The 19,910-nt window shown below is 71.5% G+C and carries 21 protein-coding genes and 1 pseudogene; 9 read left to right on the top strand and 13 right to left on the bottom strand.

Going from position 1 to position 19,910, the window contains the following annotated elements:
* Positions 1-945 carry an aldose 1-epimerase family protein gene (locus ACSJDX_RS05590; protein ID WP_438354572.1) on the top strand — a complete coding sequence of 315 codons (945 nt, stop codon included), beginning with the start codon at positions 1-3 and terminating at the stop codon, positions 943-945.
* A gap of 298 nt (positions 946-1,243) precedes the next feature.
* Positions 1,244-1,774: pseudogene (locus ACSJDX_RS05595) on the top strand (DUF998 domain-containing protein); the annotation flags it as partial.
* A gap of 200 nt (positions 1,775-1,974) precedes the next feature.
* Here the strand turns inward: ACSJDX_RS05595 and ACSJDX_RS05600 are convergent.
* The 5 genes from ACSJDX_RS05600 to ACSJDX_RS05620 all read right to left on the bottom strand — a co-directional run bounded on the left by ACSJDX_RS05600 (position 1,975) and on the right by ACSJDX_RS05620 (position 7,738).
* Complete coding sequence (locus tag ACSJDX_RS05600) at positions 1,975-5,526, bottom strand: efflux RND transporter permease subunit (RefSeq protein WP_438354573.1); 3,552 nt, start codon at positions 5,524-5,526, stop codon at positions 1,975-1,977.
* Between the two features lie 130 nt (positions 5,527-5,656).
* On the bottom strand, positions 5,657-6,022 hold the full coding sequence (locus ACSJDX_RS05605; RefSeq protein WP_438354574.1) for a fluoride efflux transporter FluC: 366 nt from the start codon (positions 6,020-6,022) through the stop codon (positions 5,657-5,659).
* On the bottom strand, positions 6,019-6,465 hold the full coding sequence (locus ACSJDX_RS05610) for a fluoride efflux transporter FluC (protein WP_438354575.1): 447 nt from the start codon (positions 6,463-6,465) through the stop codon (positions 6,019-6,021). The genes ACSJDX_RS05605 and ACSJDX_RS05610 overlap by 4 nt, the downstream gene beginning before the upstream one ends.
* Before the next feature lie 32 nt (positions 6,466-6,497).
* Complete coding sequence (locus ACSJDX_RS05615; protein WP_438354576.1) at positions 6,498-7,463, bottom strand: DNA topoisomerase IB; 966 nt, start codon at positions 7,461-7,463, stop codon at positions 6,498-6,500.
* Between the two features lie 5 nt (positions 7,464-7,468).
* Positions 7,469-7,738, bottom strand: a complete 270-nt coding sequence (locus tag ACSJDX_RS05620; RefSeq protein WP_438354577.1) for a DUF7218 family protein — start codon at positions 7,736-7,738, stop codon at positions 7,469-7,471.
* Positions 7,739-7,971: 233 nt separating this feature from the next.
* On the opposite strand from ACSJDX_RS05620, the gene ACSJDX_RS05625 reads away from it, so the two are divergent.
* Both ACSJDX_RS05625 and ACSJDX_RS05630 read left to right on the top strand, forming a co-directional pair.
* Positions 7,972-8,136: a hypothetical protein gene (locus tag ACSJDX_RS05625; RefSeq protein ID WP_438354578.1), complete on the top strand. Its 165-nt coding sequence runs from the start codon at positions 7,972-7,974 to the stop codon at positions 8,134-8,136.
* 74 nt (positions 8,137-8,210) lie between these two features.
* Positions 8,211-8,897, top strand: a complete 687-nt coding sequence (locus tag ACSJDX_RS05630) for a hypothetical protein (RefSeq protein WP_438354579.1) — start codon at positions 8,211-8,213, stop codon at positions 8,895-8,897.
* Between the two features lie 126 nt (positions 8,898-9,023).
* On the opposite strand, the gene ACSJDX_RS05635 is transcribed toward ACSJDX_RS05630, so the two are convergent.
* Positions 9,024-9,806, bottom strand: coding sequence for a MerR family transcriptional regulator (locus tag ACSJDX_RS05635; protein WP_438354580.1), 783 nt, complete (start codon positions 9,804-9,806; stop codon positions 9,024-9,026).
* Between the two features lie 159 nt (positions 9,807-9,965).
* Between ACSJDX_RS05635 and ACSJDX_RS05640 the strand changes: the two genes are divergently transcribed.
* Together ACSJDX_RS05640 and ACSJDX_RS05645 are read left to right on the top strand one after the other, a co-directional pair.
* Entirely contained in the window at positions 9,966-10,865 is a 900-nt protein-coding gene (locus ACSJDX_RS05640) for a DUF4097 family beta strand repeat-containing protein (RefSeq protein ID WP_438354581.1), read from the top strand.
* Positions 10,865-11,473 (top strand): PadR family transcriptional regulator, encoded by a 609-nt coding sequence (locus ACSJDX_RS05645; RefSeq protein ID WP_438354582.1) that lies wholly within the window; start codon positions 10,865-10,867, stop codon positions 11,471-11,473. Before ACSJDX_RS05640 ends, ACSJDX_RS05645 begins: the two co-directional genes overlap by 1 nt.
* A gap of 113 nt (positions 11,474-11,586) precedes the next feature.
* Here the strand turns inward: ACSJDX_RS05645 and ACSJDX_RS05650 are convergent, their stop codons facing one another.
* Positions 11,587-12,138, bottom strand: coding sequence for a universal stress protein (locus ACSJDX_RS05650; RefSeq protein WP_438354583.1), 552 nt, complete (start codon positions 12,136-12,138; stop codon positions 11,587-11,589).
* 155 nt (positions 12,139-12,293) lie between these two features.
* Here ACSJDX_RS05650 and ACSJDX_RS05655 point away from each other — a divergent pair, with 155 nt between their 5' ends.
* Entirely contained in the window at positions 12,294-12,497 is a 204-nt protein-coding gene (locus ACSJDX_RS05655) for a DUF3073 family protein (protein WP_438354584.1), read from the top strand.
* 19 nt (positions 12,498-12,516) lie between these two features.
* Here the strand turns inward: ACSJDX_RS05655 and ACSJDX_RS05660 are convergent, their stop codons facing one another.
* Genes ACSJDX_RS05660 through purM form a run of 3 tightly spaced genes read right to left on the bottom strand, consistent with a single transcriptional unit; the run spans position 12,517 to position 16,366 of the window.
* Entirely contained in the window at positions 12,517-13,740 is a 1,224-nt protein-coding gene (locus ACSJDX_RS05660) for an MFS transporter (protein WP_438354585.1), read from the bottom strand.
* 37 nt (positions 13,741-13,777) lie between these two features.
* On the bottom strand, positions 13,778-15,244 hold the full coding sequence (gene purF, locus ACSJDX_RS05665; protein ID WP_438354586.1) for an amidophosphoribosyltransferase: 1,467 nt from the start codon (positions 15,242-15,244) through the stop codon (positions 13,778-13,780).
* A 6-nt stretch (positions 15,245-15,250) separates the two neighbouring features.
* Positions 15,251-16,366 carry a phosphoribosylformylglycinamidine cyclo-ligase gene (purM, locus tag ACSJDX_RS05670; RefSeq protein ID WP_438354587.1) on the bottom strand — a complete coding sequence of 372 codons (1,116 nt, stop codon included), beginning with the start codon at positions 16,364-16,366 and terminating at the stop codon, positions 15,251-15,253.
* A gap of 100 nt (positions 16,367-16,466) precedes the next feature.
* Between purM and ACSJDX_RS05675 the strand changes: the two genes are divergently transcribed.
* Positions 16,467-17,081, top strand: a complete 615-nt coding sequence (locus ACSJDX_RS05675; protein WP_438354588.1) for a zinc-binding alcohol dehydrogenase — start codon at positions 16,467-16,469, stop codon at positions 17,079-17,081.
* A 7-nt stretch (positions 17,082-17,088) separates the two neighbouring features.
* Here ACSJDX_RS05675 and ACSJDX_RS05680 read toward each other — a convergent pair whose 3' ends face one another.
* Genes ACSJDX_RS05680 through ACSJDX_RS05690 form a run of 3 tightly spaced genes read right to left on the bottom strand, consistent with a single transcriptional unit; the run spans position 17,089 to position 18,344 of the window.
* On the bottom strand, positions 17,089-17,430 hold the full coding sequence (locus tag ACSJDX_RS05680) for a potassium transporter Trk (protein WP_438354589.1): 342 nt from the start codon (positions 17,428-17,430) through the stop codon (positions 17,089-17,091).
* Positions 17,431-17,480: 50 nt separating this feature from the next.
* Entirely contained in the window at positions 17,481-17,849 is a 369-nt protein-coding gene (locus tag ACSJDX_RS05685) for a sterol carrier family protein (protein WP_438354590.1), read from the bottom strand.
* A gap of 9 nt (positions 17,850-17,858) precedes the next feature.
* A complete protein-coding gene (locus tag ACSJDX_RS05690; RefSeq protein WP_438354591.1) occupies positions 17,859-18,344 on the bottom strand; it encodes a hypothetical protein in 486 nt (161 codons plus the stop codon).
* Between the two features lie 216 nt (positions 18,345-18,560).
* Between ACSJDX_RS05690 and purD the strand changes: the two genes are divergently transcribed.
* A complete protein-coding gene (gene purD / locus ACSJDX_RS05695) occupies positions 18,561-19,829 on the top strand; it encodes a phosphoribosylamine--glycine ligase (RefSeq protein WP_438354592.1) in 1,269 nt (422 codons plus the stop codon).
* Positions 19,830-19,910: the final 81 nt, after the last annotated feature.

Raw genomic sequence — 19,910 nt, forward strand, 5'->3', positions numbered from 1 at the left:
ATGACGACGAGGGTCCCCGCCGATCCGACCGGACGGCAGTTCCACATCGCGAGCCCCGACGGGCGGGTGACCGCCCAGGTGGCGCAGGTGGGGGCATCCCTCCGCTCCCTGCGCGTCGACGGCCTCGACCTCGTTCCGCCCTACCCGGCCGGCTCGCCGACGCCGGCAGCCTCGGGCATCACCCTCGTGCCGTGGCCCAACCGCGTGCGCGACGGCGCGTGGACCCAGCGCGGCGTGACCCGTCAGCTGCCGATCACCGAGCCGCGCACCGGCAGCGCGTCGCACGGGCTGCTGCGATTCGCGCCCTACCAGCCGACCCCGTCCACGGAGCCGACGGCGCCGACGGATGCCGCGCTCACCCTCTCCGCGACGGTGTTCCCGCAGACGGGCTATCCGTTCCACCTCGACACCGCGGTGACGTACGCGGTCACCGACGCCGGCATCGAGGCGACCCACCGGATCACGAACATCGGCGCGGAGGATGCGCCGGTCGCGGTCGGGACGCATCCCTATCTGTGCCTCGGCGGGGTCGCGACGGCGGACCTCACGCTCACGGTTCCGGGAGAGACGTGGTTCGAGCTCGACGACCGGCTGCTCCCGGTGGCCGAGCGCGCGATGACGGCCGACGTCGATCTGCGTAGCGGACGCCGCCTCGGCGACGTGGACATCAACCTCGCGTACGGGGGCCTCGCCCGGGACGCCGACGACCGCACGCGGGCCACCCTGTCGGCACCCGACGGACGCACCGTGACCCTGTGGCTCGGACCGGGTCTGGAGTACCTGCAGGTGTACACGATGAGCACGTATCCCGGCCAGGAACTGGCCGTGGCGGTGGAGCCCATGAGTGCGCCTGCCGACGCTCTGAACTCCGGTCAGGGACTGCGCTGGCTGGCACCCGGAGAGACGTGGACGGTGCGCTGGGGGATCCAACTCGGCACCCCTTAGCCCATCGCGTGGGCGTTGTGCGCCGTGCGCGCGGAATCTTGAGGCAATCTGGTCGATAACTTCGTAGATGTTTGTTCAGACATTCAGGGTACGATCAGGCTCAAGAGTCGTACTGGGGACGGCTGTCGATCGGTCAACGCCCCCGATCACGGGAATTGGCGCATGCGTCGTGGGGACCCCGATCGGGACGTTGCGAACGAAGTGCGTACTCATGACTCTGGTTTCCACACCCGCGGCACCACTGCTCCTTCAGAGTGCCCGCAGGTCGGCCGCCGTGGCCCTGCCCGGCGGCGCGATGATGGACACCCGTCTGGCCGATTCCGCCTCGCGCCTCGCCGCGGTGCACCTGTTCGCGGGAATCTCGGTGCTGCTGGTCGGAGGAATCGCCGTGTCGATCTTCACCGCACCCGATCACTCGTGGTGGCACCTCTACTTCAGCCAGCTCGGCACGGTCACGCTGTTCTCCGGGTTCGCCTTCAACATCACCCTGATGGCCGCGGGCCTGCTCATCTTCCTCCTCGCCGCCCGCGTGCGTCGCGAGGTGCGCGCCCACGCCGCGCGCGTGCGCTCGGCGCACCGCGCCCCTGCGATCGTCTCCACGCTGGTCGGCTCGATGGGACTGCACCTGTCGATGGTCGGCATGGTGCCGATCAACACCATCAAGCCGCTGCACGACTGGGGTGCGCTCGGCATCATGATCTCGTTCGTCGTGCTGCTCATCGTCACCCCGATCACGGTGCGCGGGCTGGGCCGCGAGTTCCTCGCGATGAACCTGCCCGCCGGCATCCTCCTCGTGGGCGGCTTCGTGTCGATGTACGCGGGACTGATCAATCTGACCCTGTTCGAACTGCTCGGATTCGGCGCCATGTTCACGTGGCTCTCGCTGTTCTTCGGATGCCTCGTCCCCCGCGCCCACCGGATGCGCGCCGCCGACATGCGCGCCGCCGTGCGCGCCGGCCACCGCCAGGTGTGGGTGTCGCTTCCCGGGCTCGTGCGACGGCTCTCCGCCGCGACGCGCACCGTCGAGGGCTACGCCCCGTCGCCGCGGTCGCTCACGCTGTCGTCGTCGGCGCCGGCCGTGGCGGTGCTGTCCTGGCCCTCGCCGGTCTCGTCGACCTGCACCGTCTCGGGCGCGCCGGTCGCATCGGCCACGTCGACCGCATTCGGCGCGTTCTCCTCGGCGATCACCGGCTCCGCCTCGACGTCGACCGCGCCGTCCGGCGCCTCCGCCTCGTCGGTGACGGCCGCGGGCGCCTCGCCGGCCGTGTGCTCGACCTCGGTCTCCCCGGTGTCGCCGACGGATGCCTCCGCCATCGGCGTCTCGATGTCGGGCCCCTCTTCGATCGGCGGCACGGCCGTCGCGGCGATGGTGGCGATCCCCGCCGTGGCAGACGCCTGCCGCGCCCGCCGCTCCCTGCGCGTCTCGAGCGTCCCCGTGCCGATGGCGCTCGCGGCATAGGCCGGCTCCGACTCCTCGGACGCGGGGGTCGAGGCATCCGTCGTCCCTCGCGCGCGCCGCGCGGCGCGCCGCTCGCGCGCCCCTTCGACGAGGTTGTAGAGGGTCGGCAGCACCACGAGTGTCAGCACCGTGGATGAGATCAATCCGCCGATCACCACGATGGCGAGCGGCTGCGAGATGAACCCGCCGTGCCCGGTGATGCCCAGCGCCATCGGGGTGAGCGCGAAGATCGTGGCCAGCGCCGTCATGAGGATCGGGCGCAGACGCCGGGACCCGCCGGCGATCGTGGCGTCATGGGCGGACATGCCGCGCTCGCGGTACTGGTTGACGAGGTCGACGAGCACGATCGCGTTCGTCACGACGATCCCGATGAGCATCAGCACGCCGATCAGCGACGCGACACCCAGCGGCACGCCGGTGCCGATCTGCAGCAGGATCGCGCCGGTCGCCGCGAACGGCACCGAGACGAGCAGCAGCAGCGGCTGGCGCAGCGACTTGAACGTCGCGACCATCACGATGTAGACGATCAGGATCGCCGCGAGCAGGGCGAGACCGAGCTGGCCGAACGCATCCTGCTGCTGCGAGAGCACGCCGCCGACGACGGCGCGCGCGCCGGTGGGCAGCTGCGCGTCGACGAGCGCCTGCCGCACGGTGGCGGATGCCGCGTTGAGATCGTTCCCGGACGGGGTGGCGGTGACCGTCGCGGTGCGCTGCCCGCGCTCGGTGGTGATCGAGGTCGGCCCCTCGCTCTGCGCGACGGTGGCGACGTCCTTGAGGGTGAGACCGGCGACCGGGAGCGGCAGTGCCTGGAGCTCGGCGAGGGTCGCGGGCGCCTGCGCGGCGGCCAGGTAGACGGTGAGGCCGGTGCCGTTGATCTCGACCGTGCCGATCGACTGGGGCTGCATGGTGCCGGAGACCAGCCCGCCCACAGCGACCTCCGACAGGCCGAGTGCCGCGGCCTTGGCCCGGTCGACCTGCACCGCGATGTAGGGCAGCGAGGCGGCGAGGTTGCTGGTGACCTGGCCGATCCCGGGCTTGCCGGTGATCGCGGCGACGACGGAGTCGGTGGCCTCCTGCAGCGTCTGCTGATCGGGTGCCGACACGTCGATCGCGACGTCGCTGGAGGCGAATCCGCCGCCCGAGCCGGCGACCGTGATCGTGCCGACGTCGGTGAGCGAGGAGACCGCCGACTGCACGCGCTCGCGCAGCGCCACCTGATCGACACCCGCGTCGGTCGTGATCGAATACGTGATCCCCGACGACCCCCCGCTGAATGCGTCGCGCAGCGCCGACCCCGACGACCCGATCGAGGTCTGCACGTTGCGGATGCCGTCGATGCCGCGGATCGCATCCTCGACCTTCTTCGCGGCGGCGTCCTCGGCGTCGAGGCTGGGCGCGGCGCCGATGTCCTGCGTCATCGTGAAGGTGTTCTGGCCGGAGTCGCCGAGGAAGTTCGTCTTCATCAGCGGCGCGAGGGCCCCGGTGCCCACGAGCACCAGCAGTGCCAGGGCGAGTGTCACCCACGAATGCTTCAGCGTCCACCGCAGCACCGGCAGGTAGGCCTTCTGCAGGCGGGTGGGCGGGGCATCCGCCGACTCCGGATCGACCTGGCGGCCCTGCGCGTCGCGCAGCGGCTTCCCGGGTCGGAGGAACCAGTAGGCGAGCACGGGCACGATCGTCAACGCGACGAACAGCGACGCGACCATCGCGATGGTGACGGTGAGCGCGAACGGGCGGAACAGCTCGCCCGTGACGTCGCCGACGAACGCGATCGGCAGGAACACCGCCACCGTCGTGATGGTCGACGCGGTGATCGCCGCGGCCACCTCGCGCACCGCGTGGCGGATCGCGTCGCCCTTGTCGGCGTCGCCGACGTAGTGCCGCTTGATGTTCTCGATCACGACGATCGAATCGTCGACCACGCGGCCGATCGCGATCGTGAGCGCGCCGAGGGTGAGGATGTTGAGCGAGTACCCGAACGCCTGGATGCCGATGAACGTGATCAGCACGCTCGTCGGGATCGAGATCGCAGTCACGAGCGTCGAGCGCACCGACAGCAGGAACAGCAGGATCACGAGCACCGCGAAGGCGAGGCCCAGCAGTCCCTCCTGGGCGAGCGAGTCGATCGACTGCTGGATGTACGGGGCCTGGTCGAACACGACGGTGAAGGTCGCGCCGGGAAGGTTCGACTGGAGGCCCGGGATCGCGGCCAGCACCGTGCGCGAGACGTCGACGGTGTTGGCGGCCGGGAGCTTCGTGATCGCGATCGTCAGGGCCGCCTCGCCGTTGACGCGCGAGATCGAGGTGACCGGGTCGGTGCCCTCGCTCACGGTCGCGACGTCGGCGATGGTCTTCGGTCCCGCGGCGACCTGCGCGGCACCCGTGGGCACCAGCGGCAGCGCCGACAGCTCGGCGATCGTCGTGATCTTCGCGCCGGTCTGGACCGTCAGGGTCTGGTCGCCCTCGGTGATCGATCCGCCGGGGAACAGACGGCCGTTCGCCGAGAGCGCGTCGCGGATGGATTGCTGCGTGTAACCCGCCGCGGCGAGCTTCGCCCGGTCGGGGGTGATCGTGATGCGCGACCCCTTGCCGCCGACGATCTGCGCCGCGTTGACCCCGGCGAGGTGCTCGAGATCGGGGAGGACGGATGCCTCGAGCTGCTGCTGCGCCGCCGCCTGGTCGGCATAGCCGGTCACCGCGAGCTGGATCACCGGGAAGTCGTTGAAGCTGGCCGAGATGACGTTCGGCTCGACCCCGGTCGGCAGGGTCGTTTTGATGCGGTTGATCGCCTGAGAGATCTTCTGCTCGGCGGTGGCCAGGTCGGTGCCGTAGACGAACGACGCCGAGATGATCGACGCGTTGGTGGTGCTGGTGGCGCTCGAGGACTGCAGCCCGGGAACCCCCTGGATCGCCGTCTCGATCGGCGTCGAGACGTCGTTCTCGACCACGCCGGGCGACGCGCCCGGGTAGGTCGAGACGATCGCGAGTTGCGGGAACTCGATCGAAGGGATGAGCTCCTGCTTGAGGCTCGTCAGGGCCAGTCCCCCGAAGACCGCGGCGACGATCGTGATGAGGGCGATGAGGGCGCGGTTGCGCAGGCTCAGGACGGCGAGGTTCGACACGTTCGACCTTCGGTGGTGGTGCTGCGGAGGCGGCACGGGTGCATGCGTGCGCCGGAATGGATACGTGCATGTATCCGCTGCAAGTATCCCACGCCGGTTCCCCTGCTTCGCGGGGGGTGTCCCCCGCGCCTCAGACGGCCTGGCCGAGCAGGATTCCGGCGCTCGCGGCCGCGACGCAGAGCACGGCCGTGGCGGCGGCGTTCGTCCACGCGGCACCGCGGCGCCCTTCCTCGGCGAGCAGCCACGACTCCGTCGCCACGGCCGAGAAGGTCGTGTACCCGCCGAGCAGGCCGGTGCCGAGCAGCCAGACGAGGTCGGGCGCGAGCACGGCGCCCGTGACGACCCCCAGCGCGAACGACCCGCTGACGTTGACCACGAGGATGCCCCACGGGAACCGCCCCCGCACGAGGCGCGCGATGCCGAGATCGATCAGGTAGCGGAGGCCGGCGCCGATGCCGCCCGCCGCCGCGACGCCGACGAAGAGGAGCGGAGTCACTCGGCCGCCTCCGGCTCGTCGGTCCCGTCGCGTCGCCCTGCCGCCACCCGGCCGACGGACACCCCGACACCGGCGAGCAGCACACCGCCGAGAACCGAGACCACGGCGAGCGCGACGGGCACCCAGGCGGCGAGTGCGCCGGCGGTGACCGTCTGCACGGCGAACGCGGAGTACGTGGTGAATCCGCCGAGCACGCCGGTGCCGAGGAAGGCGCGGGCGGTGGGATGCCTCCCGGCGAGCACGCCGACGACGAGTCCGAGCGCGAACGCCCCGACGAGGTTTATCACGAGGGTGACGACCGGGACGCTCACGGCGGAGGCATCCGTCCCCGTCCAGGGGAGGAGGAGGGCGGCGCGGGCGGCGGTGCCGAGCGCACCGCCGAGGACGACCATGCCGAGCCGCCGAGCCGGCACCGACGGCGCGGGCGAGGCGGGGGAGGTCACCGCCCCACGCTACCCGGTCCCAGACCGGTGGATCAGTCGCCGAGGAGCAGCGCGCGGATCGCGGCATCCCGCGAGCCGTCCAGCGAGAGCACCCGGCCCTTGCGGTACTCGCGGAAGACCCGCGGATCGATGTAGCTCGAGCGCGCCACGGCGGGGGTGTTGCCCAGCGCGTCGGCGGTGGCGCGCACCGCCAGGCGCTCGGCCTCCGCGAGCGCGCGCTTCGTGTCGACGGTGCCGATCCGGGCGAGCGCCTCGGCCGCCGAGACCGTGCCGCGCAGGGTGCGGAAGTCCTTGGCGGTGAAGGGTCCGCCGGTGAGGGCGCGCAGATGCGTGTTGACGTCGCCGGCACCGAGGGCCACCCGCTTGCGACCACGGCGATAGGCCAGCAGCGGAGCCCCCGGGCGTCCCGCTGAGAGCTCCGAGACCGCCGAGGCCAGGTCGGCGTCGTCGACACGCAGCAGGGCGCGCTTGCCGCTCTTGGCCGGGAACGACAGCGTCACCACCGAACCGTCGACGGCGGCGTCGCGGCGCTGCAGCGTGGTGAGGCCGCGGCTGCCGTTGGCCTTCAGGTACGCCGTCGACCCCACGCGCGGGGCGGCCTGGTCGAGCAGCCGGAACGCCACCGCCAGCGTGCGCTCGCGCGTGAGCCCGTCGGCGTGCAGGGCCTGAGTGACCTGCGCCCGGGCACGGGGGAGGGATGCCGCCAGTTCGAGAGCGCGCGCGAACTTGCCCTTGTCGCGGCGCTCGCTCCATTGCGGGTGGTACAGGTACTGCTTGCGCCCCGCGGCATCCGTCCCCACCACCTGGATGTGCCCGTCCGCACGCGCGCTGATCCAGACCTCGGTCCACGCCGGTGGGATGACGAGCGCGCGGATGCGCACGTCGTCCTTCTTCGCGACCTTCTTGCCGCGAGGGGTGACGAAGCGGTGCCCCTGCCCGACCTTCACCCGGGTGAAGCCGGGATCGACGAACGGGACGACGCGTCTGAGTCTGGGCACGGGCGTCAGTGCTCGCGCAGCATCGAGATCAGCTCGGCCTTGCGCTTCCCGGAGTATCCGGTCACGCCGAGCTCCTTCGCTCGGGCCCGCAGGGCCGGCACGGTCCAGTCCTCGTAGTCGCCCGCCTCGCCGCCGCGCCGCCCCACGGCCTTCGCGCCGTCGCGGGCGACGGCGTTGGAGATGCGCGCAGCCTTCTCCTTCGAATCGCCCTGGTCGCGCAGCTCCTCGTAGAGCTCGGGGTTCTTCAGACTGTTCGATCCGCGTCCACGGGGCATGGCGGCCTCCTTCTCTCGGACGCGAGGCTACGACCGTGCCGCGTGCGGACGCGGGGGCTTGACAGCGCGGGTAGCCGCGGCATCCGCTCGCCGTCGCGGGAATACACCCGTCGATCGGACGCCGTCAAGCCCCTCCGGGGGAACTCCCGGGAGTGGCATCGTCTAAGCCGTGCCCACCAGGCACCCGGACACGCAGCCCCCCTGCACCGGCTATGGAGAATGGAGAACCTCCCATGAACCTCGCCCTCATCATCATCATCGTCGTGGCCGTCGTGCTCGCGATCATCGGAGGCCTCAGCTCGGCCCTGCAGTGGCTGCTGTGGGTCGCGCTGATCGTCGGCGTGATCGCCCTCATCGCGTTCCTCTTCCGCGTCATCGGCGGACGCAACCGCGCCTGACCGCATCCTCATCACGAGACCCCCTACCCTCGGTGGGGGGTCTCGTGGCGTCACGAGCAGGGGGCAGGAGCACGATGGACGGGCCGAAGCGCACGCCTGAGCACCGATGGCCGGCGGCGGGCGGAGTGCTGGTCGTCCTCGTGCTGTGGGCCCTCCTGCCCAGCACCTTCTCGCCGTGGCTGCGTGTGGCCGCCGTGATCATCGGCGCGGTGGCGATGGCCTCGCTCATCGTGGTGAACCCGCACCGCATGAACCGGCAGACCCGCTGGTCGCGGATCGTCTCGCTCGGACTGAGCCTCACGCTGCTGGCCGTGAACCAGGTGCTGCTGGTCGAGCTCATCTCCGACCTGCTCACCGGAGCGAGGGCCGAGGGCGGGGTCATCCTCCTCTCCGCCCTGCAGATCTGGGGCACCAACGCGATCGTCTTCGCGCTCGTGTTCTGGGAGCTCGACCGCGGGGGTCCCGTCGCGCGCAGCACCATGTCGCGCGAGGGCCTGAAGCCCGCGGACTTCCGCTTCCCGCAGGACGAGGACCACGACGCCATCGTGGAGGTCGCGGCGCGTTCGGCGCAGAAGGCGAACTGGCGCCCGAGCTTCTTCGACTACCTCTACTCGTCCATCACCGACGGCATCGCCTTCTCGGCCGCCGACGCGATGCCCCTCAGCCATCGGGCGAAGGCGCTCATGGCGGTCCAGGCGATCTCCTCGTACATCCTCGGCCTGCTGGTCGTCGCGCGCGCCGTCTCCTCGATCGGCGGCTGAACGACCATCGAACGGTCGCGACTCGCCGCATGCGTGCGAGCGTGAACGGCGAGTCGCGACCGTTCGACGGGCCAGGACGTCAGGATGCCGCGACCCGGGCGGGTCGCGGCATCCCTCGTCCTGCTCCTACAGGTCGGCGTCGGCGTAGACGCGCAGCGCGTCACGCACGAACTCGGCACCGGCCGTGCCGCCGCCCGTCGTCGCGTAGTTCGCGCCGAAGCGGTCGTCGGCGACGTACATCTCGCCGAGGCCGATGACGTACGCCTTCACGTCGCCGCCGGGCACGCTCGCAGGCGTACCGGGCACCGACGTGAGCCAGTCGACGTGACGCTTCGCGAGCGCCTGGGCGACCTCGCCGCCGGGCGCCGCACCGCTTTCGGCAGCCGCCACCCAGTCGCGGGACAGGTCGGCGACGCGCTGCTTCCACGCGGCCTGCTCGTCGGCGCTCATCGAGCGCCACCAGCGGTCGCCGGTCGCGTACGCCTCGGCTCCCCAGCGGGATTCGACCTCGTCCTTGTACTGCGTGTGGTCGAATCCGTCGAACATGTTCTCCGCCATGAGTCGTTCACCTCCTCTCAGGGTCTCGATTGTGGTCCGCACCGACGCGATCTGCCGCGCCAGCCGGGTCTGCTCCTCCTGCAGCCAGTGCAGGTGGGTCGTGAGCGCCTCCTGCGCCGGCACGTCCCGGTCGAGGACCGCCGCGATCTGCGGGAGCCCCAGTCCGAGCTCGCGCAGCAGCAGGATGCGCTGCAGGCGCACGAGCGACGCCTCGTCGTAGTGGCGGTAGCCGTTGGCGCCGACGCTCGACGGCGGCAGCAGCCCGAGGTCGCCGTAGTGCCGCAGAGTGCGACTCGTGGTGCCGGTGAGCCGCGCGATCTGCTGGATCGACCATTCCGTGATCTGCTCCATGGTGCGACCTCCTTCCGTTCTCGTGGCCGTGAGATCCACGGTAGAGGTTGACGTTGCGTCAAGGTCAACCTCGTTCGGGCCAATAGTTTGACATGACGCGATATATCGTGTTTCATCTCCTTAACGCGATATATCGTGTTTCATCCTGAAGGAGCAGACATGACCCTCGAGAAGTGGATCATCCACCCCGGCGAGACGCGCGTCATCGACATCGAGACGGTGCGTTCGCTCAAGGTCGGCCTCGTCGGCGGCCAGATCGACGTCGTCGCGCACGACGACCCCGGCGTGCGCATCGAGGTGCACGCCGTCACCATCAAGGACCTCCGCATCGAGGTCACCGGCGACACCGTCGAGATCGACCACCCGCAGCTGCGCTGGGACAACTTCCTCGAGGTGTTCCGCAACTTCGGCGCCGGCGGCCCCAAGGCCGAGATCAGCGTCGCCGTCCCGCGCGACGTCGCGCTCAACCTGGGCGTGGTCAGCGCGAGCGCCCTGGTCTCGGGCATCCGTCACGACACCCGCCTCAACACCGTCTCGGGCGACACCATCGTCGACGGTCTCACCGGCGACCTCTCGGTCAACGCCGTGTCGGGCGACGTGCAGGCCCGGCAGGTGATCGGCGGCCTGAGCGCCAACAGCGTCTCGGGCGACGTGGCGATCACCGGCACGGTGCGCTCGGCGTCGATCGACACCGTCTCGGGCGCGCTCCTGGTCGACTCGACCGGACCGATCCAGCGCGTCGACTTCAACACTGTCAGCGGCAACGCCACGATCCGCCTCGACGAGGGCCACCCCGCCAACTACACGGTGCGCAGCGTCAGCGGGCACGTGCAGGTCGACGGCGTCGTGCGCTCCGGGCACGGCTCGGGCCCCACCACGAACTACGTCGGGTCGACGGGCGAGCTCAGCGGCATGTTCGCCGACGTGCGGGTCAACACCGTCTCGGGCGACGTGACGGTGCTGCGTCGCGCGGCATCCGAACAGACGGATGCCGCGGCATCCGTCCCCGCGGAGGTCGCCGACCACGCGCCCGCCGCCGACGCCGGAGCGGAGTCGTGATGAGTCCCGTCTTCTCGCACGGCGACCTGCGCCTGTACCTGCTCAATCTGCTCGACGAGGGGCCGCGGCACGGCTACGACATCATGCAGGCGCTGTCCGATCGCACCGGCGGCACGTACACGCCGAGCGCCGGCACGATCTATCCCCGGCTGGCGAAGCTGGAGGAGGAGGGGCTGGTGTCGAAGTCCGTCGACGGACGCAAGACCGTCTACGAGATCACCGACGCCGGTCGCGCCGAGGTCTCCTCCCGGGCGGGCGACATGCAGGGAATCGAGGCCGGACTCTCGGATTCGGTGCGCTTGATCGCCGACGAGGTGCGCGGCTCGGTGCGCGAGGCGATGCGCAGTCTGCGCGCCGATCTCGCCGCCGCGACCCGTGAGGAGCGCGCGACCCCGCGACAGGCCCCCGCCGGAGACGATCCGAGGGTCACCAGCCGCGAGCAGCTGTCCCGTGCGGATGCCGCCGTCAACGAGTTCCGCGCCCGGGTGCGCAGCGATCTGCGCACCCATGTCGCGCGCGGCGGTGTGCTCGAGGCATCCGTCGTCGATGCGCTCACCGCGGCCCTCGACACCGCCGCCCGCGACATCACCCGCGCCGTCCGCCCCTGACACCCTCCGCGGTGCGAGACCCCACGACCGCATCGAGACCGCTGCGGACCGCACCGGTCTCGATGCGGCGATGCGGTCTCGCTCGCCGGCCACCGGGTCCGGGAGCGGCGGGGTCAGGAGGCGGAGTCGGGCCAGATGTCCTGGTCGTCGGCGACGGGCTCGCCCAGCGGCACCACGAGGATCGGACGGTGCTGTCGATGGGCGAGGCGTGCGGCCACAGCCCCCGTGAAGAACTCGCGGATCGACTCGCCGAACCCCCGGCGACGGGTCCCCACCACGATCAGCCGTGCGTCGAGGTCGTCGGCGAGATGCTTGATGGCCAGGGCCGGGTCGCCGACCAGCTGGCGCACCGACCAGCGGATGCCTCGACCCTCGAGCGCCGCGGACGCCAGGGCGGTGACGGCCGCGAGGTCGGCGGATCCGGCATCCGTCGTCATCTCGACCGGGGCGGCGTGGACGTAGCCGTCGGGATCTTCATAGGTGACGAACCGGGTGACGTCGACGTGCACCACGAGGAGCTCGGCGTGCAGCAGCTGCGCATAGCGCGCGGCCTCCTTGATCACGCGCGCGGGCTGACCCGGGACCACACCCACGAGCACCGCTCCGTGCAGCGTCTCCGGCGCCGGATCGGCGCCGGACGGGATTGCAGATGCCTCGTCCGACATATCTTCGTCCGCCCTTTCCCGAGAGTCGGCCGAGCCGCTGGGGGCCAGAGGCTCCGTGATATCCTGAATGCTACTCTTACCGGCTTCGGACCGGATTCGTGAATGCGGCGGGCGGATGAACAGCCCCGCGTCTGTAGAAAATGAGGGGGTCTCGCATGGGTCGTGGCCGTCAGAAGGCGAAGCACACCAAGATCGCCCGGGAACTCAAGTCGTACAGTCCGACTGTCAACTACTCCGCACTGGAGAAGGAGCTGCACCCCGAAGGCGGGGCAGATCTCTACGTCGACAAGTGGGCCGACCAGTACGACGACGAGGAAGACGAGGACTCGGCGCGCTCCGAGACCGCGTCGACCCGCTGAGGCACACGTCGCCCTCGCGTCACCACTTCCCGTGATGCCGCTCCCAGGCATCCTCGATCGTGCCGCGTCCGCCGATGAGCACGCTCGCCGGCACGGCCGCGGCGATGACGACCGCGAGCACGATCAGCGGCAGCGTCCATGAGCCGGTCGCGTCGTGCAGGATCCCGATGCCGAAGGGGAACAGCGCGACGATCGCATAGCCGACGCTCTGCACGAATCCGCTGAGCGCCACGGCGCCCTCGTGCGTGCGCGCCTTCAGCCCGAGCAGCACCAGCACGAGCGGGAACAGCAGGGCGGCGACGCCGAGCAGCGCCACCCACAGCAGCGGTGCGCCGGCCGGGGCCAGCAGCAGTCCGCCCACGCCCGCGAGACCGGTGATCACCGCGACCGCGAACAGCGCGCGCGTCGCGTTCGCCCGCACGACGAGCACCGGCACCAGCAGCGACGACGGGAACCCCATCGCGGCGAACAGCGACAGCAGCGCGCCGGCCGTGGCCGGGGTCACCCCTGCCACGTCGACGAGGATGCGCGGGAGCCACGCGAACGACGTGTAGGCCAGCACGCCCGACACGGCGAACGCCGTGGTGAGCGCCCAGACCAGCGGCAGTCGCCAGAGGCGTCCGAGCACCCGCGGATTGGCCGTCTCCACGACGTCGAGACCGGCGTCGCGGCGCATCACCAGGGCGATCCACGGGATGATCGCCGCCCCCGCGAACACCGCCCACAGCCCGAGCGACATGCGCCAGCCCGCGGCATCCGCCACCGGTACCGCCACGAGCGGAGGCAGGAACGTCGCGACCGCGAGGGTCGTGGAGTAGACGGTGGTGACGAGCCCGATCCGATCCGGGAAGTAGGTCTTCACCAGGGGCGGCAGCAGCACGTTGCCGACCCCGACGGCGGCGAAGATCAGCGCCGTGGCGAGCAGCAGGGTGAGCGCGTCGACCGCGAGGGCGCGGGCGACCAGTCCGACCGCCGCCACTGCCATGGCCGTGACGGCGAGCCGCTCGAGCCCGAACCGGCGCTCGAGACGGGGCGTGAGGATGCCGAACGCCGCGTAGCAGACGGGCGGCGCCGTGCCGATGAGGCCGATCGCGGCGGCCGGAACATCGAAATCGGCCGACACCAGGCCCAGCACGGGCGACAGCGACGCCACGGCCGTGCGCAGCGAGAACGCGAACAGCACGATGCCCACGACGGCCAGGGCTCGCCCACGCCAGAGAGGACGGACTCCGGCGGTGCTCACCCGTCGAGCTTAGGGCGTGCGTGCACGCCGACCCGCGTCACGACTCCTGAGAACCCTCGACCCAGGCGAGGTACTCCTCCGTGACGGTGCCCGTGACGTAACGGCCGTCGAAGCAGCTCATGTCGAGGTCGTCGATCCCGGAGCCCTCGAGGATCGCGGCCTTGAGGTCGTCGACCTCCTGGTAGACGAGGTAGTCGCAGCCGAGCTCGGTCGCGATCTCGGGGATCGTGCGGCCGTGCGCGACGAGCTCCTGACGCGACGGCATGTTGATGCCGTACACGTGCGGGAACCGCACCGGAGGCGCGGCGGAGGCGAACGTGACCGATGTGGCCCCGGCATCCCGCGCCATCTGGATGATCTCGCGACTGGTGGTGCCCCGCACGATCGAGTCGTCGACGAGCAGCACGTTCTTGCCCTTGAACTCGCTCGACATGGCGTTGAGCTTCTGGCGCACGCTCTTCTTGCGCACCGCCTGGCCGGGCATGATGAACGTGCGGCCGACGTAGCGGTTCTTGTAGAAGCCCTCGCGGTACTCGATGCCGAGCTTGCGGGCCACCTGCATCGCCGCGGGGCGCGAGGAGTCGGGTATCGGCATGACCACGTCGATCGCTCCCGCGGGGGTGTACTTCGCGATGGTGTCGGCCAGGCGCTCGCCCATGCGCAGGCGCGTCTCGTACACCGAGATGCCGTTCATGATCGAGTCGGGGCGGGCGAGGTAGACGTACTCGAAGGAGCACGGCGCGAGCACCGGGCTCGCGGCGCACTGACGCGTGCGCAGGTGACCCTGCAGGTCGATGAAGACCGCCTCGCCCGGCAGCACGTCGCGCACGACCTCGAAGCCGGCGTTCTCGAGCACGAGGGACTCGGATGCCACGACCCACTCGTAGCCGCCCGGGACGTTCGCCGACGGGCGCGTGCCGAGGATGAGGGGACGGATGCCGAACGGGTCGCGGAAGGCGAGCAGGCCGTAGCCGGCGATCAGGGCGATCGCGGCGTACGACCCCTCGACCCGCTCGTGCACGCGCGAGACCGCGGCGAAGACCTGCTCGGGGTCGAGCTCGACGCCGGCCATCTCGGACTGCAGCTCGGAGCCGAGGATGTTCACCAGCAGCTCGGTGTCGGAGCTCGTGTTGAGGTGGCGGCGGTCCTTGTGGAACAGCTCGTCGGTGAGCTCGCGGGTGTTGGTGAGATTGCCGTTGTGCACGAGCACGATGCCGTAGGGGGCGTTGACGTAGAACGGCTGCGCCTCCTCCTCGCTCGACGCGGTCCCCTTCGTGGCGTACCGCACGTGGCCGAGGCCGATCTCGCCCAGGAGCGCGCGCATGTCCCGGGTGCGGAAAGCCTCACGCACCTGCCCCTTCTGCTTGGCGATGTGGAAGACGCCGCTGGACTCGGCGGTGGCGATGCCGGTCGAGTCCTGCCCACGGTGCTGGAGGAGGAGCAGCGCGTCGTAGATCTCCTGGTTGACGGACCCCTGGCCCACCATGCCGACGATTCCGCACATATGGTCTTACTTCGCTCCTGCGTACGTTCCGACGAGCCGGACGGCGCCGCCGTCGACACCCTTGGCACCCTGCTCGTAGTCGCCCTCGGGACGCGCCGACGTGGAGACCACGCCCACCTGCCAGGAGTCGATGCCCTCCGCGACGAGCGCCGTGGTCGCGGCATCCGCTCGATCCGCTGCGACGACCGCGAGGAATCCGATGCCGAGGTTCCACGTGCCCTCGGTGCTCTCCAGGGCGAGGTCGCCGATGTCGGCGAGCACACGGAAGACCGGGGACGGCGACCACGCGGCGCGGTCGACGTCGACCCACGAGCCGGGAGGGAGCACGCGGGCGAGGTTGGCCGCGATACCACCGCCGGTGACGTGGCTGAGCGCGTGCACGGCGCCGGGAACGGCGTCGAGCAGTCGCAGCAGCGGCGCCGTGTAGAGCCGCGTGGGTTCGAGGAGCGCCTCGCCCCACGTGGTGCCGAAGTCTGCGGCGTTGTCGCCGTAGGAGATCCCCGCGCCGGCGACGATGTGGCGCACGAGGGAGTAGCCGTTGGAGTGCAGTCCGCTCGAGGCGAGCGCCAGCACGACGTCGCCGTCGCGCACGCGGTCGGCACCGAGGACCGCGGATGCCTCGACCACCCCCGTGGCCGCGCCGGCCACGTCGTAGTCGTTCAGGCCGAGGAGGCCCGGGTGCTCTGCGGTCTCGCCGCCGACGAGCGCGGTGCCGGTCTCGTGCGCGCCGCGGGCGATGCCGCCGACGATGTCGGCGATGCGCTGCGGGTGCACTTTGCCGCACGCGATGTAGTCGGTCATGAAGAGGGGCTTGGCGCCCACCACGACGATGTCGTCGACGACCATGCCGACGAGGTCGAGGCCGATCGTGTCGTGCTTGTCGATGGCCTGGGCGATCGCGACCTTCGTGCCCACGCCGTCGGTGCTGGTCGCCAGCAGCGGGGTGTCGTAGGCCTTGAGGGCGGAGGCGTCGAACAGTCCGGCGAATCCGCCGACCCCGCCGAGCACCTCGGGGCCGTGCGTGCGGCGCACGGCCGACTTCATCAGCTCGACAGCGAGGTCGCCCGCGGCGGTGTCGACGCCGGCGGCGGCATAGGGATCAGGGGTGGGGGCTTCAGCCACCTGTCGATCCTACCGGCGGGCTCGGGGCCCGGATGCCGCGGGGCCCCGGTGGGCGGCGCGGGGACCGACCATCCGCGGTGCCCGCGGGTACCATGGGCGCATGGTCGGCGCTGGGGCACCGGAATGGGTGATCCGCGAGGACGCGGCACAGCCCGTGCTCCTCGCGCTTCACCTGCGCCAGGTGCTCGGCATCCGGTCCCCCGACGAGCTCCCGCAGCTGCGCGGCATCCCGTCGTACGAGGTGCCCGTGCGCACCGAGGAGGAGCAGGCGCTGCTCGAACGGCAGTGGCGCGAGTACTGGGCGATGACCGTCGAGCCGCAGGCGCATCCGTCGCCCGTCCCCCTCGAGCTGGTCGACGCCTTCGAGACCCTGGTCGCGCTGCCGACCACCGGGTTCGACGTGCTCCGACGGGCGATCGTGCCCCACGCCGCCGAGGCGCTGGCGTACTCGCAGTCGGCGCATTCGCGGTACGCGAAGGATGCCTCGGCCAAGCCGGGCGTCTCGTACCGCGCCTATGCGAGCGCGATCGCCGAGCACGAACGGCAGGTGGGCCGCCGGGCGCACTCGTTCGAGCTGAACGTGCAGGTGCTGCCCCTCGCCCAGCGCGGCGTGTGGTGGATCGGGTCGCTCACGATCGCGGTGACCGACGGGTTGCGGGGGGACATCGTCGCCTTCGACGCCGCGATCCACCCGATCATCGCCGAACTGGCGTAGCCGGGAGTCAGTCGGGCAGGCGCGTGGTCTCGAGATCGGCGGCGACCTCGCGGGTGCGGCGGCCGACGGTGCGATCGAGGATCAGGGCCACGGCGCCCCCGAGCAGCACCCCGGCCGCGATGCAGACGAGCGCGACGAAGCCGAACACCTGCATCGACGTGTAGACGAGACCCGTGTTCGGGCTCTTGTCGTCGGTGCCGTGGAACGCGAACGTGAGGATCAGCGCGACCAGCAGACCGAGGGCGGCGCCGAGCACGAGGAAGACGGCGAACTTCGGCGCACGCCGCACGCGCACGGTCACGACCTGGTCGTCGACCACGGGGTGCGGGGCATCCTCCGGTTCGGGCATGCCTCCATTGTCTCATCCGCGCCGGGCGGCCGCGCCGGGGGTGAGTACGGTCAGGGGCGCAGCGGCAGGACGGGAGTGAGGTCGGCGCGCACGCCCGAGGCGAGGACACGACCGGATGCCGCGGCATCCGCCCACTGCTCCGCCCCGGTCGCCAGCGCGATCCAGGTGGCGGCGTCGGTCTCGACCACGTTCGGCGGGGTTCCGCGGGTGTGCCGAGGGCCTTCGATCACCTGCACCGCGCCGAACGGCGGCACGCGCACCTCGACCGCATGCCCGGGCGCCTTCTCGGCGAGGAGCTGCAGGAGGTAGCGCACGGCCGTGGCGAGGTCGGTGCGCGCGGGCGCCGCGTCGGCGGAACGGGCGGCGTCGACGGCCGCGAGGGCGGCGCGACCCTCGGGGGTGTCGATGCGACGGGGCATGCCCCCACGCTACGCCGGGTCGTCGGGGCGGCCGCGCGAGGAGGGCATCTCGTCTCGGCGTGGGCGCGGGGGCGCGGGGGCGAGGTCGTCGGCCTGCACCGCCCAGCGCGGCACGACGTCGTCGACGGGGGCACGGAGGTCGTGGACGAGAGTGATGTCGTGGCGAGCCGGCCCGATCCGGCGACTGCGCGCAGCGGGCCCGAGGGCGAGGGCGAGCACTCCGGACAGCAACAAGCCCGCCCCGACGAACACCACGGCGTAGACGCCGAACACCCAGATGGTGCCCGACAGCCCACTGGAGAAGCGTCCGCCCGCGCTGTCGGCTGCCGCCGATGCCGCGGTCATCGCCACCGCGCCGACCAGTCCGGCGATCACACCCGCCCACAGCAGTCGACCGTAGCGGGGACGTCGCCGCACGACGACACCGACGACCTCGGTGTCGACGACGTGCTCGTCGGGCGAAGGAGGCGGTGGAGCGCCGGGGCTGGCTGCCATGCGGTGATTCTCCCACCGCAGAGTTCCCGCCGACAGGGCCACCGCGCGCAGAACTCCACGGATTCGCGTCAGCGCATCGGGGGTCCGCGCGGCTTCTCGCGCCGCGAGGTGGGCGGGACGGAGGAATCCGTGGAGTTCTGCACCGAGCCAGGACGCGATCGGCGAGCGGGTCGTCATCCCGCCGGCGCCGCGGAAGCCCGCCGGTAGGCTGATCCGGTGAGAATCCTGGTCCTCGGCTCCGGCGCGCGCGAGCACGCCATCCTCCTCTCGCTGCAGTCCGAGGAGGCCGGGCACGAGCTGTTCGCGGCCCCCGGCAACGCCGGCATCGCCGAGGTCGCGACCCTCGTCGACCTCGACGCGAACGACCCCGGCGCCGTCACCGAGTACGCCAACGCCGCCGACATCGACCTCGTCGTGATCGGCCCCGAGGCGCCGCTGGTGGCCGGAGTGGCCGACGCGGTCCGCGAGCACGGCATCCCCGTATTCGGTCCGGGCAGGGCGGCCGCGCAGCTCGAGGGCTCGAAGACGTTCGCGAAGCGGATCATGGATGCCGCGGGGGTCCCCACCGGTCGCGCCGTGCGCGCCCGCACGCGCGCCGAGGTGGCCGCCGCGCTCGACGACCTCGGCGCCCCGCACGTCGTGAAGGCCGACGGCCTGGCCGCCGGCAAGGGCGTGATCGTCACCGCCGACCGCGAGGCGGCGCTCGCCCACGCCGAGACCTACCTGCCGTCGGGGCCGGTGCTGGTCGAGGAGTTCCTCTCCGGCCCCGAGATCTCGCTCTTCTTCCTCAGCGACGGCGACACCGTGCGGGCGCTCAGCCCGGCGCAGGACTTCAAGCGCCTGCGCGACGGCGACGAGGGTCCCAACACCGGCGGCATGGGCGCGTACTCGCCGCTGCCCTGGCTGGCCGAGCGCTTCGGCGGCGAGGCCGAGTTCGTCGCCCAGGTCACCCGCGACGTCGCCGAGCCGGTGATCCGACGGCTCGACGCCGAGGGCACGCCGTTCATCGGACTGCTCTACGCCGGCCTCATCGTCACCGACGCCGGCGTGAAGGTGATCGAGTTCAACGCCCGCTTCGGCGACCCCGAGACGCAGGTCGTGCTGCCGCGGCTGGTCGAGCCGCTGTCGCAGCTGCTGCTGGCCGCGGCATCCGGAACCCTCGAAGACACCGCCGCGCCGACGTTCTCCGACACCGCCGCCGTGACCGTCGTGCTGGCGAGCGAGGGCTATCCCGAGAAGCCGATCACGGGGCGACCGCTGAGCGGACTGGATGCCGCGGCATCCGTCGACGGCGTGCACGTCGCGCATGCCGCCACGGCCACCGGCGCCGACGGGCTCGTCGCCACCGGCGGACGGGTGCTGAGCGTGGTCGCGCTCGGCGCGGACTTCGCCGAGGCGCGCGACCGCGCCTACCGCGCGGTGGACGCGATCGCGCTCGAGGGCGGGCAGTTCCGCACGGACATCGCCGCCCGCGTCGTCGACTGACGCGGACCCGCAGGCTGCCCGCGGCCCCGGACGACCCCCGCGGGCTGCGCACAACTCCGGTTACCCGTCCGCGCCTCGCCC

The sequence above is a fragment of the Microbacterium fluminis genome (genome assembly GCF_051549805.1).
In the GTDB taxonomy this organism is placed as follows: Bacteria; Actinomycetota; Actinomycetes; order Actinomycetales; family Microbacteriaceae; genus Microbacterium.